The sequence below is a fragment of the Paenibacillus sp. FSL R5-0623 genome, assembly GCF_037974265.1.
GTDB lineage: Bacteria > Bacillota > Bacilli > Paenibacillales > Paenibacillaceae > Paenibacillus.
The window spans coordinates 6,284,001-6,299,499 of record NZ_CP150233.1 but is presented as its reverse complement, the minus strand read 5'-3'; the positions used below and the strand labels follow the sequence as shown (position 1 = coordinate 6,299,499).

The window sequence follows — 15,499 nt, the reverse complement described above, 5'->3', positions numbered from 1 at the left end:
CTCTAGGTTTTCCTTGCACTCTTCGTTATCGTGTAACATGATTTTTCATCAAAAGTGACTAACAATATTTTTTATATATAAAAAGAGATCAGGGGATTTATAATTTCGTACAGGTATTATAATTGGGGGTCGAATGTTCAAATGGTAGCGATCTTTATCATTGGATTTATCGTGTCAATGGGACTGGCTCTTGCCCTGACACCACTTGTCAAAAAGTTCGCAGTCCGCATTGGTGCAATGGATACGCCGAATGCACGTAAAGTACACACACGGATCATGCCACGGCTTGGTGGTCTGGGGATATTCCTGGCCTTTATTATTACAGTTGCTGCATTGCTTCCGTTTGTATCGGCGTGGTTCACGACTCGGGACATGAGTTTTGTCAGTGCGTTTCTGATTGGTGGAACCATTATCGTGCTGATCGGAGCACTCGATGATCGGTTTGAACTATCGGCCAAAGTGAAGCTGCTTGGTCAGATCGTTGCTGCTTCTGTCGTTGTATTTGGATTTAATATCCGGGTAGATTTCGTTAACATTCCTTTTCAGGATTCCTATTCTTCACTCGAAGCTTGGGTATCCATTCCCCTGACGATCTTCTGGATCGTTGGTGTAACCAATGCGATTAACCTGATTGATGGTCTGGATGGCCTGGCTGCCGGTGTATCTGGCATTGCAATTGGTACCATTGCCGTGATGTCCTTCCTGATGGGTAACATGATGATTGCCTTGATGTGTCTTGTATTGCTGGGTAGTATTATCGGATTCCTATTCTTCAACTTCCACCCGGCCAAGATCTTCATGGGGGATACCGGGTCACTATTCCTTGGTTTCTCTCTGGCGATGTTATCCATGCTCGGATTCAAACAAATTGCTATCGTGTCCTTTATTACACCGCTGATCATTATCGGTGTGCCGCTCTCGGATACCTTCTTCGCGATTATTCGTCGTGCGGTACAACGGAAACCGATTTTCGCACCGGACAAAGGTCACCTGCATCACTGCTTGCGTGAACTTGGATTCAGTCACCGTCAGACGGTACTGATCATCTATGGAATTGCCGCGTTCTTCGGAGTTCTGGCGATTATCCAATCTTCCGCTGCCATGTTTGAAGCGAACTGGGTAACGTTTGTGGTCATCTGTATCATGATGTTCTTCCTCCAGGTGGGAGCAGAAGTCATCGGGCTTGTTAGCAAAACGAGAAGACCGGTTATTAACTTCCTGATGCGCATGCGCGTCAAGCTGAATCCGGAGACCCGTTCGAAATCATAAATAGATAAATGTAATGGTTATAGCTATTCTTGAATATTATTCCAGACCCAACCTTATCCCTTGTGGATAAGGTTTTTTGTTTATTTTGAGATTTTTACTAAATAATTGGAACCTTTTGCCGATATATAAGGTAACTGACTTAAAAAGAGGAGAGATGATATTTAATGCAACAGAAGAAACGGCCGTTGGTATGGATCATGTTGGTCACCATGGTGTTCTCATTGTTCCCACAAGGTCTGTTCGGTGGGTCCGTTGCGTCCGCTGCAGATGCATTTTCAACGTATTTTACGCCATCCGATCGAACGATCCGAGAAAGTTCAAGACTTTCGTTAGTCTCTAACAAAGGTGAATTTATCACTCGGGATAATGTTTATAAAAGCCCAACGTCATCATTAACGATATCAGGTACATTTTCTATGGTTAATGGAACATCACTTAAAGTGAAAGTAGAGCAGTTGAATCTTACTCAAACTGGAGCTGTCCAAGAATGGAAAGTTGATGAGACACGTACGACTACGACTGCCATAACTGACAATGGTAACAATCGGTTTACAGCAAATAGTGTAGGTTTGTTTTCTGGATTTAACAAAGTTACATTTATCGGGACACAAGGACAGAGCACTGTGGAAAGTTCAGATACATTCTATGTTTTATATGATCCTGCCCCATTTATTGAAAATTTCACGCTCTTCACAGATCCTTCGGCTGAGGGAGGTAGCGTAGCTTACAATCTGAATGAAGGTACAGAGACTGTAGTTGATACAGAACGAGTGGATTTTCAAGGTAATGTGAAGAATGCAACTCAAGTGATCGTGTCTGTTAATGGTAAGGATGACATTGATACACCTGTACGACCAGATGGGAGTTTTTTTGCTGCACAAATGAAATTGTTGCCAGGTAAAAATATTCTGAAGTTTAAAATTATAAGTGAAGCCAATCAAATTGAAACAGAGCGTGCGGTTTATTATTTTGATAAAACGAAGCCGTTCGTCGAACTCGAAGTGAATATTGGTAGTGAAACGAAATCTGTATTGAGCAGAAATGATCCAGCAACGTTCACAGATCCAAACCAAAGTACTGCAACGTTGTCTGGTGAAGTGTTGATTCCGTTTGAGGAAGGTAGTAATAACTTTGAAACAGACGGGGAAGTAACAATACAGCCTGGAGGACAATTAACCTTTGAGGATTATGATGTTACGGTAGAAGATGAGAAACTGATTACAGGTCCAGATGGAAAATCTGTGAAATATAGAATGGTTAAGTTCCAGGGGAATGCAACCTATAATTTGACACCTGAGGGATCAATCGTAGCGAAGAATCAAATTCTTAAAGTTAAAGTAACACAAGGAACATTCAGTGCAGAGTATGCAGCAAATTATGTATATTCATCGGATGCACAGGATATCACTAACATATACTACTTACCTAATTATAAGGGTGGGGTGATCGACTCCAGAACTGCGTTGAATGGGGCAACATTGCAGGATGATGAAGTGTATATATTAGTCGAGTCTAGCAGACCGATCTCAAAAACACTAAAAGCTGTATATCTGCCTGCTGGAGCTAATGAGCTTGATATTACAGAATATACTGGCACTCCGGCTGCTAGTGGCTTAGAGTCCAATCAAAAAGTATACGTTATTAAGAAGCTTGCGAGCGGTAAACAACAGATCCGCTTCTCATTTGGAACTAATGTTTCACCAGAACTCTCAAAAGTTGTTGAGCTGACTTATGCTACAATCAGTTCGATCTATGTAGAGAGCCTGCAGAATGGTAGAACATATACCTTTGACTCTTCTAAAGGCACTCAAAACCTGACTCTTAAAGGGGAATTGCTTGGTTTCAAATCCCTGACAGATCTCAAGGCTGAGTTGATTGTAAATGGTCAATTAAAGGCAACGACTGATGCAAGTCTGGTACAAGCTCCAGTTCTTGCTTTCCCTAAAACTAAAGACTTTAACTTCAGTCTTCCGATTCAGAGAACAGGTCCTATCTTCTACGGAGAGAATACCATTGAAATACGGGCTATCGAAGAAGATGCAGGTGGACTCCCTAGAACGATATCCATAATTTTGAAGATCAATGTAGTTGATACGAATAATTCAACGATTTCTACATTCATGCCCACATTGATTCCTAAAGATGCCAGAAGTCCTATTGATAAAGACACAGTATCGGCTTATACGGAAGATGAATTGAGTAAGATCTTTGCCGTTACTCCAGACTTTGTGCTCAAAGATAACAAATACGTAACAAGTGAAAAAGAATATGACTTGGTATTCCGGGGTAGTGGTGCACAGAACATTAATGTGTCATATGGATCAAAAGTAATCTTTAGTAAAACCGTTGGCACAGCGCCAGTTAGAGACACTATTAACAATGGATCACTTGGAGGAGAAACGACCGGCTCTGACTTTGCGGGTAATGAAGATCAGTTTATTGCTCGGCTTCGTGGGCTGAAGTTTGATGCACCGGGAACTCAAGTGTATACACTCGAATTAATTAATAGTACAGGTGCCCGCTCTACACAGAGAATCGAAATTGTCCGCGAACCTTCGGCATATCGAATTGTTGCACCTCAGCCAACAGTTGGTAATCAGATTGTGGTTAATAAAAACTTTGTTCGGTTTGATATCGAGGCAGAGGGAGCAACGGAGGTTCTTATTGGAAAAGAAGCAGCGGTTAAACGTCCTGACTTTAACAATCGTTTCATACTAGATTACGTGGGATTAAAAGCCGACAAAGAAAACAAAATCAAGATTAGCATTACTCGTGATGGTGGAACTACTAATGATACGGTAACTGTGTATTACACCAGTGCGGTTACAACAGATACGCAGTATATGGCGCCTAAAGTAGCCAATAAATACACTGTGTTCAATAAAGAATTAACGTTGTCCTTCCCTAAAGGGACGGTTCTTCAGTCGGAGAACTCGATAGGAATCACGAAATTTTATCCTAACAACAAACTTTTGTTTGGTATTGCAGAACCAGCAAAAGGTATTGTAGAGCGAATTAATGATTATGGAAATTCAATCGGCGTTGATTCGGATGAAAGAGGTACAAATGTTCAAAAAACACCAATACAAGTGTCTCCAACGATTTCTGGTAATTTCGCATCTACTTTAAGTACAGGTGATTTTACACTGATTTCGGATATCTACTGGATCAATGGTGGCTTAGGAGAGCTAGGTAACAAAAGTGACAATGGATACAAACCTGGCACAAACGGTCTAGCTCCTTATAGCGTAGAAGGGACATTTACCAACTATGCTGCAGAACGTATCCTGACACCTTCACAGCGGGGAACATTAACATTGAATTATGATCCATCCATTGTAGATGATGTAGGGTCTACAATTACGGTTTACAAATACTCAGATAAAACAAATCCAGGTAACTGGGTATCCATTGGTGGTAAAGTAGATACGAAGAAGCATACGATTACTGTACCGTTTGATGAGTTTGGTTATTACAAAGTCATGAAGCAGAGCAGAAGTTATTCGGATATCACAAATCATCCATGGGCAAGAAATGTACTCAATGCGATGTATTCCAAAGGGTTGATGAAGCCGTTGAAGAGTAATTCATTCGGTGCAGATGATCAAACAACACGTGGGGAATTCGCAACATTGTTGGTTAAGGGAATGAATATTCCATTGATAAATCCAACCAAACAAACGTTCAGTGACGTAGGGAAAGGCACTGGAGCTGAGATTTGGAGTTATGAAGCCATTGAGACAGCAGCGCTTGTGGGGATTGTACAAGGACGCAGTGATGGATTCTTCCAGCCACAATTACCAGTCTCCAGAGAAGAGGCGGCTGTTATGATTGCGCGTGCAATGAACGCGAAACTTGCGGCCAATGATAGCAAGTTATCTTCAGCACTAGGCAAGTCATTCCTGGATTCATCTTCAATCGAGTATTATGCTCGTCCAGCTGTACAAGCAGTAACAAAAGCGAAGATCATGGAGGGAAGCCCTGTGACTGTTCCAGGGGCTAAGAAACCTTCATATCAATTCAATCCAAAAGGGAACATGACTCGCGCGGAAGCGGCGAAGATTGCTGTGGAATTACTCAAAAAGAGCACAGGTTTATTCCCTAAAACTTTGAGTTAATTCATGTAATACATTGATGCAATTTAGGAAGGACCTGTCCCTTACTCTAAAGGGGCAGGTCCTTTTCATGGCTGTCAATGAATTGACATAGAGTACTTTTATAATAGAAGAAACAGAATTTTTACCAATAACTATTTTTGTAATTTGCTAGAGTTTAAGATACAATAACGGTAAATACACAATGATCTAGAGGGTGAAGTTAGCTAATGAAACCGATTTATTCGAAAGCCCAGCTGGGCTACATGAAGGCAAAGACACAGTTTGAGAAGCAGGCAGTCATTCTGGAGAAAAAGTTGGAAGATACACGCAAGACTCAGGAGATCTCTCAGGAAGTTATGGAAGGGCTTGTACAGTCCACTGGCTTCCATGATGCGTATAACAATCTGGTTCTGGCTGAGAATGAGTTGATTGAATGGTCTCACACGACGATGAAGCATGAGAAAACGTACCGTGAGAACAGACAACCAATTGACGATATGTATCTGAGATTGAACAGTGATCCAAATATGCGTGCTCAAATTATTGAACTCGCGATGAAGATTAAATAACTTATATTTCCGGAAATGCAGGAAAAGCATCCCAATAGGGGTGCTTTTTTATGTGCGACGGGCAGTCGTATCTTTAGCGAACTATTCGCTATAAGCAATCTGTTAAAAGCGGCGGCTACGTTACCTTAGGTAAACACGAGCCGAGAGCTTGGAAGGATGTTTTCTGGAGGGTGAAAGTCCCTCCTCAGGCGCTCTGGTGCGACTTGAGAAGCCTAATCTAGGGCAATATCGCGAGGTACTTGTCTGAAGGAGATGCGGATAATCGAGAGACCCGCAGGCAGATGAGCAGACCCAAATGCGAAAGCGTGAAGCACGCAGCGGCAGGATAAGTCGGCGACTGTGCGTAAATAACGGGAAGCCTAGGAAAAAAAGTTGTCCAATGAACCAGACGAACAACGATGGCTTATCAAGTGAAGGTGCTGGGTATGTTCAGAAGGAAGATACGATGACCCCGTGAGGTTCTCTGCTTCCCTGGAAAAAAAACAGGATGGCTACATATAAGGTTTCACCGAAGTTGTAGACATGGTAGAGAATTCAGACGTTCTCATAGTACGGAAGTAGGCAGATGACTAAACGTTTGCTGAACGGAAGGGGAATGACCTCGTGGACAAACACTTGAATGTGGTGCTGAACAACCGTCACGCTACTGCGGTAAGAACGAACGGAATGGGTACGATGAAAGGTGAGCGATAGACTTGAATCAAGAATTGAAGCTAAAATGGCACAGTATTTATGGGCAAATTCTGTTTGATCGAAAACTTCACGCAGCATGGTTACAAGTGAAGGAAAACAAAGGTGCAGGTGGAATCGACGGCGAAACCTTGGAGAGTTATGAGAAGAAGCTAGACGAAAATCTAAGCGAACTCTTGCAAAAACTCCGGGACAAAGCGTATGTTCCCTCCCCGTACGCAGACGATACATCCCAAAGAAAAACGGGAAGATGCGTCCGCTAGGTATACCCAACATTGAAGACCGGATTGTACAACAAGCCATTGTGAACGTGTTACAGCCAAAGTGTGAGGAAAGCATATTCCATCGTTGGTCATGCGGGTATCGCCCAAACTATGGAGCGAAACGCGTCGCCCAGATTATCCTGTGGAACATTGAGACAGACTATAATTATATCTATGACTGTGACATTCGCGGCTTCTTCGATAATATCCCGCATAAGAAATTGATGGGAGTGTTAACGAAATACATAGCGGACGGAACAGTGTTGGATATGATCTGGCAGTGGCTCAAGGCTGGATACATGGAAGAAGGAAAATACCATGAAGTGGATGCTGGAACGCCGCAAGGCGGTGTCATTTCCCCGATACTAGCCAAGCTGTATCTCAATGAGTTGGACTGGAAGTTGGAGGAAAAAGGCATACGATTCGTGCGTTATGCTGATGATTTTCTGTTGTTCGCGAAAACGGAGGAAGAAATCCGGAAAGCGGCAGAAGTCACCCGTGGAACGTTGAAAGAGCTAGGATTGGAAGTGGCCATGGAGAAAACGGTGAACTTCAAGAAAGACGACTTCGACTTCCTGGGCTTCACGTTTGAGCATTGGCGAAATCGAAAGAAGGACGGGAAACCTTACTTCATCGCAAAGCCAAAGGACGCCACGTGGAAGGATTTCAAGCAGAAGGTTAAGGCAAAAACGAGGAAAACACTAACGCTGAACAAGAAAGGATGGCTCGAACGCGTCAATCCGATTATTCATGGAAAGGTAAACTACTACCTAAACCTGTACAAAGCCGTAGAGGAAAACAAACGATATGGACAGGAAAGTCGTTGTTTCTTTAATGCATGCAGAAACCAGCTCATGGATCTGGACGGGTATGTAAGACAACGACTGCGAGTCGCCATGATTCACAGCCATCCAAGCCAAAGAAAAGGGCATGCGATGAAGACGAAATGGAACAACGAATTCTTTGCTCGAATTGGACTTGTTCCTGCGTTCTGGGTATATTACAATGCGCAGTATGGTTATACACTGGAAAACTACATCGAGTACATGAAGAACAGACAGAAGACAAAGCATGCCCGGAAGGTGCAAAAAGCAAAGGAACGAGGACAAGAGTATTACACTCCTGAACTCGTCCGTAAGATGCAATACGCACAACGTTTAGCGACATATTGATTACAGGTTGAATCACGTTGGTGAGCCGTATGCCTTAGTAGGGCACGTGCGGTTCGATAAGGGGGGAGCCATGAGAGTGGTTCCCCTACTTTATTTTGTTTTTTGTGAATTTTGTCGCTTCATAGGTTGAAGTTGCGGGTATAAATAAACGTTGGAAGCACAGACAAACCAGAGATCACCATTCCAGATTCACTGCTGTATCAACGGTTTGAAAAGGTTTTGAATGGCTTCAATACCCGCACTGTACCTATACATAAAAAAAATCAAAACTTTTTTTGTGCAATCCGCAACTTTTTGAAATCTACTGCGTTTAAAGTGTAGAGTCGAAAACATTGGGCCTGTTACCAAGAATGACCTCGTGAAGAATCTTGTCTATTTATTAGAAAAAATTGCTTTACGACTCAGAAGACCCATTGTATAATACGTAGGTAGGATTAGGAAACTACTCTATTTTCGTATAAATCTGTTTTACAACCTAGTTTACAAGTTTCTGTGATATGCTCACAGACATCATTTATATTAACTTGCTCACAAACTCTGGAAAGGGGGTGCAACAATATATGAGAAATACGAGCGACCCTATTAAAGAAAATTCAAATGTTATGAACGCCCAAGGAGGAGAAAAAAAGGTTATGAAGAAAATTTTATCCGTAGCATTGTCTACAGCAATGGCATTCTCAATGTTTGCATCTGTAGCATTCGGTGACACAGCAGTTTCCCCACAACAACAGTTTGATGCATTGAAAGCAAAAGGTATCTTCAACGGTTATCCGGATGGTACAGCAGGTCTTGACAAAGACATGACTCGTGCTGAGTTTGCAAAAGTTATCACTAAATTGCTGGGTCTGAAAGAGATCACTGGAACTCTTTCTTACACTGACAAAAACTACACAGCTAAAAACTGGGCTGTACCTTACATCGAAGCAGTAACTGCTGCAGGTATCATGGAAGGTAAAAACGTTGAGAAAAAAATCTTCGACTTCAATGGTAAAGTGACAGTAGCTGAAATGGCTACAATCCTGACTCGTGCACTTGACCTTGAAATCCCAGCTGAAACAAACAACAGTGCAGCAGCATGGGCTAAAGGTTATGCTCAAGCAGCGATCAATGCAGGTCTGATCGACGCTAACGCTAACTTCGCTGGAAATGCTTCCCGTGAATTGCTTGTAGGCGCTGCTTACGCAATTGACGAAGCTCAAAGCATCAAAGTTGAATCTTACACAGTATCTGAAGCTGGTAAAGTAGTTGAGTTCAAAATCAGCGATGGCGAAACTGTAAAAGTAACTTTGGATAAAGCTCTTGAAGCTAACAAAGAAACTGAAGTGAAATTCACTTACAAAGATAAAGAGTTCACTGAGAAAGTTACTTATGTAGTAACTACAGCTACTAAAGTAGAAAAAGTATCTGCAGCTAACTTGAAAGAAGTAACTGTTGCATTTGATGGTACTGTTGATGAAGATACTGCTACTGACATCTCTAACTACTCTTTGAAATCAGGCAAAGCAATCAAAACTGCTACATTGTCTGATGATAAGAAATCAGTTACAGTTGAATTGCAAGGTACTTTGAACAACAATAAAGTTGACTTCTTGAATGTTTCCAACGTTAAAGCTGGTAATGTTGTAGTAAGTGCAAAAGACGTTGAATTCTCAATCGCGGACAATGAGCTTCCTAAAGTTGAATCAGTTAAATCTTTGGGTACTAAATCCGTTAAAGTAGTATTCAGTGAGCCGGTACAATTGCCAGCACAAGGTAACTTCGAACTTGATGGCAAAGCATACTTCGGTAAAATCACTCAACCTACATTGAGAACAGTTGTGTTGACACCTTACAGCACTTCAGCTCTTACTGTTGGAGATCACAAACTGACTGTAGTTGGCGCTAAAGACTATGCTGGTTTTGTATCCCTGACTTCTACACATGACATCACAGTTGTTGAAGACAAAGATGCTCCAACAATCACTGCAGCAACTGCAACTTTGGAAAGTGTAACTCTTACATTCTCCGAAGAAGTTGATCCAGAAACTCTGGATTCAGACAACGTATACTGGAAAACCGGTACTGACAAAATCAAAGCTACTGGAACACCAAAAGCATTGGCTGACAACAAATACAAATTTACTTTTGACAAAGCAAATGCTCTGCCAACAGGTGCTGTATTGATCTATGTTGAAGGAGTGAAGGATTACTCCGGTAACCAAATTGCTAAGGACACTTCAGTTACAGTTAACGCTGAAATTGACCAAACTCGTCCTGAAGTAAGAAAAGCAGAAGCAATTGACTCCAAACACATTCAAGTTACTTTCTCTAAAGCACTTCTTAATGATTCTGTAAAAGAAACTAAGAACTATAGTGTAACTGATAAAGATGGAAAAGTTGTTGCTGTGAAAGACGCAGTAAGAAGTGGTAATGACAATAATGTTATTACAATTGAATTGTACACTGCATTGTCCACAGGCGATAACACAGTGACAATCAAAAACATCAAAGACAACACAAGACTTGGTAACACAATGCTTGACTACAGCGGTAAAGTGAACTTGGCTGATGTAACGACTCCTAAATTGGATTCCAAATTGGTTAGCGTTAGTAACCGTACTGTAATTGTTGGATTTGACAAGAAAATGGATCCAGCAACACTTGCTGACTACTCTAACTATCATGTCCAAATTAACGGAGACAGAGTTACTTTGACTCCTGAATTGGCTGATATCACTGTATTGAACGACAGCAAAGCGGTTTCTATCAAATTTGTTGAAACTTACAAAAATCAACCTGTTGTATTTGCAGCTGGTAACTCTACTACACAAAGAAATGTTCAAAACTTGTATGTTCTTGGTGTGAAAGATACAGCTGGTAACTTGTTGAAACAATTTGTTGATAACAGCGGATTGAATGTGATTCCTACAACTGCTGATATTACTGTTGGATTGGCTACTTATGACACAGACTATGCTGGATTTAGTGCAGCTCTGACAGCACAAAACACTGTTCAAGTTAAACTTTCTTCAAGCGTATCATCTGCTCCTAAGGATGCATTTACTGTAACTAATGCAGCTGGTAATGTAGTTGCTATCAAAGAAGTTGTACTGGATGGAACTTCTGTTGTTAAATTGACTCTTGAAAATGATATCGGTACTGCTGCAAGTGGTTTGAACGTGAAGGTTAACGTTAATAGACTGGGCACACTGGCTGGTTCTTCTGCAACTGTGGCAGAACAAACTACTACTGTACTTGATAAAGTGGCTCCAGTTGTTAAACCTAACGTTTCTGGTGGGTACCAAAATCTTCAATTGAGCGGCGAGAACATCAAAGTAGATTTCTCTGAGAACCTTCAATTGGATTCCGATGCGAATAACACATTGCTTACTAAAGACTTTGAAGTTATTCGTTATAGTGACAACAAAACATTGGTAGCAGGTGTTGACTTCGATGTAACATTTGTAGCTGGAAATGATTATGTTACTATTGCACTTAAAGATGCAGCTAGCAGAACTACTACTACTAAATACACAGTGAACTTCAAAGGATCTAAGTATCTTACAGATACTTCAGTCGTGAAAAATGAAGCTGCTGCTTTTACTGGTAAAGAAACTAATGGTACTGTCACAGGTACGGCTGCACCAACTTTGACTACAGTAAATGCATCATATGCTAATAACAATGATGGTGTAATCAAAGGTCTTGATGCTGCGAAACGCTATGAATATAAACTTTCTACTGCTACAAGTTACACTACTGTAGCAGCAAATGCGACTGAGATTGATGGTCTGGCTGCTGGTACTTACAATGTACGTGTTGCTGCAATTGCTGCTTCTGGATCTACTCCAGCAATCCCAGCTGGTGCTGTAACTACAGTAACAGTTGCTAAAGCTGCACCAAGTTCTGCTGAAACTGCTGCAGAAGCTGCTTTAGTAGCTGCTCAAGATGCGGTTGCTGATTATGTTGCATTGCCTTTGACTACTAGCAATCAGATTACTCTTGCTAAAGCTGCAGGTGTAGTTGCTACTGGTAAGATCGCAGAAGCTGTAACTGCAGGTGCTCCAACAGCAGATACAAATGCTTTGACAACTTCTGTTAATGCTCATAATGCTGTTGTTACTGCCGCTGAAAACACATTATCGATTAATGCTGCAGAAGCTGGTCTCACTACACTAACAGTGGCTGCTAATAATCTTTCAGTAACTCTGCCGGCTACAGCTGGTGATGGAGTAACTGTAACATGGACTTCAAATGCTCCAACAGTAATTAATAATGCAGGTGTTTACCAAGCATCAGGTTCTGCTGATACTGCAACTTTAACTGCAACATTTACTAAAGGAACAGGTACTTCTACTACAGCTACTTTTGATGTAGTTGGTGATGGTACTGTTATCACTGGAGTTACTAAGAACTAAATAAAGATCAGACAATCTTGTTCTGTTGAATAAGATCGTTGAATCAGAAGAAGCCCTGTAGAGAGTGATCTCTACAGGGCTTTTTTAATCAATATATTTAATTTTAACAAAATTAGTATTTTAGGAACGTACTATAATCTTCGGGCACTTACTACTCCTGGAAATAACAGTATCGGTCCTTGAAATGAGATATGTAAAATAACTTTTATTAAAAAATATCTAAACTATAAGTATTTTTTATCGGATTGAAAATGAAGGAGCGAGGTTCTATCTTATATATATGTACTTCGTGAGAATAACCTATTTCTCAAACCTATTTATTTACTAAAACCAACAACATCGTAACTTTCTCGCTCTCTCAAACGTTTATACTATAAAGCAATAAGAAACTTATGGGAGGTTTGGAAGTGGAGCAAAGAAAGGTTTTAGTGAGTTTTCTGGCAAGTGCCTTGGTTTTGAGTTCAACTGCTGGACTTACAGTTGCAGCGAACACTGATAATAATGCAAATAAAACAACTACCAATAGTTCAAATACCACATCTAGTAAATCAGCGACAGAGAATAAGGTAGTACATACTTTAGGGAACTTGTCTCCTGTTAAGGTAACCGCGCGTAGTTCAGTTAGATTAACTGACGTAAACATTCTTTCACAAGATGACGGTAATATTGTTACATACACATTGACCTATAAGAACAATGATAGCAAACCATTAATGATGCTAGATTACTGGAGTAAGGTGAAAACAAAAGGTGGTACATTGTTCTCTCCTAAACTGATTGCGAAGGATCAAGAAAAGAAAACCGTAGCTGCTGGATCAAGTATAGAGCTAACTTATACGATGAAGGTCGGACGAGAAGTGAAATTGAGTGATCTGAATTTCCTAATCGTGAAGTGGGATTTCAGTAAGCCTAATTATGAAAGTACCTTAGGGAAATTTAATGTTCCTGCATCATATAGTATTACAACACCTGTAGGGAAGATAAAAACAGTTCGTCTCAGTGACTCGTCTGTGAAGGTTAAGGTATCAGGTATTAAGGTGTTTCCTGGGGAAAATAAGAATCAATATGTCAAAGTCGGTGTGAACCTCAATAATATCAGCTACAAATTGCTTGAGAACCCGAATATCAAATGGATCTTGCGCACGCCAAGCGGTACCAATTATCCCTTAACTCCAGATAAGGATAGTGCAAGCATCAGTATTCAGGCGCAGGCAAACAAGACACTTAGCTTAATGGTATCCTTACCAACATCGGTAAAGCTATTAAAATCAGAATTGTTACTGGTAGAGGAACAGGGTGAAGAGAAGACAGCACTACCTGTTGCGGCTTTACAATTACCGCAGGCAAGCACATCAAACGTAGAAACGACAGCAAATGAACCTAATATAATTTCTGTAGACGGACAACGACTGTCCACTTTACTTGAGTCTGCAAAAATACGTGTAAATGAGAATGAATATGATTTGAATATGCAGTTTGTATTGAAGAATGAGGGCAAAAAGGTGATTAAGGTTCCTACTTACACTTTTGAAGTTCGTACTGCAGATGGTACCATTTATCCCATTGAAACAAAGGCATTAGATACGTTGAAGTTAAATCCTGGAGATATCAAAACTATTAAACTTAATACCACAATTCAAGGCAACGGTGACGCAAGTCAGATCAAGTTATATGCGATGAGTCCTTTGGATAAGAGCGAGACTACAGAATCCACGAGTTCATCTAGCACCTTAGTTTTTTCCTATCCTGTAGGAATCTATGCTATACCAGAATCTGTATCAAGCGGTGATGGTCTAACTACAGAGACTGTAATCAAGAACAATAAAGGTACATTTGGCGTATCTTTGGGTTCATTACAACGCTTGCCGTGGTTAGACAGTGATATTGTGGCAGCTAAAGTCACGATTCGTAATGCGGGAACCAAAACAGTGCAGCTTCCAGAGCTCGAAGCAATGTTCACGATTGATTCAGCTCAGATCGATGGTGACAAGAAACTGATCTACACCCAAAGTGGGAAGCTTCTTGGGGCAGGCATGACCACTGAAGCGTATCTTCTGACCAAAATCCCTTCTGAACTCCTCATGGGGCGTCTTGAAGTGAGTTTGATCGAGAAAATTAGTGAAGAAGAAACGAATGAGTGGATTACCTTGAACACATCAGGATTGATTCAACCTGTATCTTATGTTGGCTCAGGTAAGACTTATACATCTGGTGCTCTGGATAAAGAGACTGAAATGAGTGTTCGTAGAACGATACGTTATCCTGGAACATCCTCAGATATAGTATATACCGAATTTGAGATGACCAATAAATCACTACGTCAGAACGGACTTGGCAAATTGGTAGGATATTTTAAGACATCGGACGGTCAATATTACAAAGCCACTGCTAAACAATCTGAACGCTCACCTGGCCCAGGTCAGAAGTCAATTGTGACGTTCTCGGCGAAACTTCCGAAGTCAGTTACATTTTCAGATTTGCGTCTGCTTGTGGGTGAGGGCGTTGCAGATAGCAAGTTTGTTACTGGTGAAGGTGAAGCTACCGCTTATGTGAATGCAATGGCATTCGAGGTACCACCAACCTCAATAAGTGTTCAAGGGAACTTCAACAACATTGATCTTTATCCGTACACATTAACTGCTAACAGTGTTCGAGCATATCTTGTGGGCAGCAATTCTGTACAAGTTGACATGAATTACACGCTTAATCGTAGTGAAGAGATCGAAATGGCTGAGTATGAACACAAATGGATTCTTGCATTTACAGCTCAGAATGGAAAAGTATTTGAGAAAGAACTGACTCCAGGTACGGATTTGAAAGTGGGAAGTAATCAGACTTTAAGTTGGAGCTTAGAGGACAGCTTCTTCGAAAAATTGAGAGGTGGGTCTTACCGCTTAGCGATATATGATCAGTTCCAAGGACAACGTTTGCTCCTTGCAGAGCAAGCTTATGGATACGATGTGTCCAAGTTGCCAAAAGAAGAACCTGAAATTCCTGTGATTCCTGAGGGTGGAGCTGAATAACCAGATAACAACAATTCAA

Annotated in this window: 7 protein-coding genes; all 7 read left to right on the top strand. The window is 41.1% G+C overall.

The genetic code is table 11. The features are described from left to right. Window positions 1-141: 141 nt before the first annotated feature. The 7 genes from MKY92_RS27585 to MKY92_RS27555 all read left to right on the top strand — a co-directional run bounded on the left by MKY92_RS27585 (window position 142) and on the right by MKY92_RS27555 (window position 15,480). Window positions 142-1,269 (top strand): MraY family glycosyltransferase, encoded by a 1,128-nt coding sequence (locus MKY92_RS27585; RefSeq protein ID WP_036667762.1) that lies wholly within the window; start codon window positions 142-144, stop codon window positions 1,267-1,269. A gap of 416 nt (window positions 1,270-1,685) precedes the next feature. Beyond that, window positions 1,686-5,387, top strand: a complete 3,702-nt coding sequence (locus MKY92_RS27580) for an S-layer homology domain-containing protein (protein WP_339298316.1) — start codon at window positions 1,686-1,688, stop codon at window positions 5,385-5,387. Window positions 5,388-5,593: 206 nt separating this feature from the next. Beyond that, window positions 5,594-5,935 carry a hypothetical protein gene (locus tag MKY92_RS27575; protein ID WP_036612519.1) on the top strand — a complete coding sequence of 114 codons (342 nt, stop codon included), beginning with the start codon at window positions 5,594-5,596 and terminating at the stop codon, window positions 5,933-5,935. Between the two features lie 695 nt (window positions 5,936-6,630). Next, window positions 6,631-6,888 carry a hypothetical protein gene (locus MKY92_RS27570; protein ID WP_339298315.1) on the top strand — a complete coding sequence of 86 codons (258 nt, stop codon included), beginning with the start codon at window positions 6,631-6,633 and terminating at the stop codon, window positions 6,886-6,888. Further along, window positions 6,876-8,060, top strand: a complete 1,185-nt coding sequence (locus MKY92_RS27565) for a reverse transcriptase domain-containing protein (protein ID WP_339298314.1) — start codon at window positions 6,876-6,878, stop codon at window positions 8,058-8,060. Before MKY92_RS27570 ends, MKY92_RS27565 begins: the two co-directional genes overlap by 13 nt. Before the next feature lie 560 nt (window positions 8,061-8,620). After that, on the top strand, window positions 8,621-12,457 hold the full coding sequence (locus MKY92_RS27560; RefSeq protein ID WP_339298313.1) for an S-layer homology domain-containing protein: 3,837 nt from the start codon (window positions 8,621-8,623) through the stop codon (window positions 12,455-12,457). A gap of 407 nt (window positions 12,458-12,864) precedes the next feature. Next, window positions 12,865-15,480: a hypothetical protein gene (locus tag MKY92_RS27555; protein ID WP_339298312.1), complete on the top strand. Its 2,616-nt coding sequence runs from the start codon at window positions 12,865-12,867 to the stop codon at window positions 15,478-15,480. Window positions 15,481-15,499: the final 19 nt, after the last annotated feature.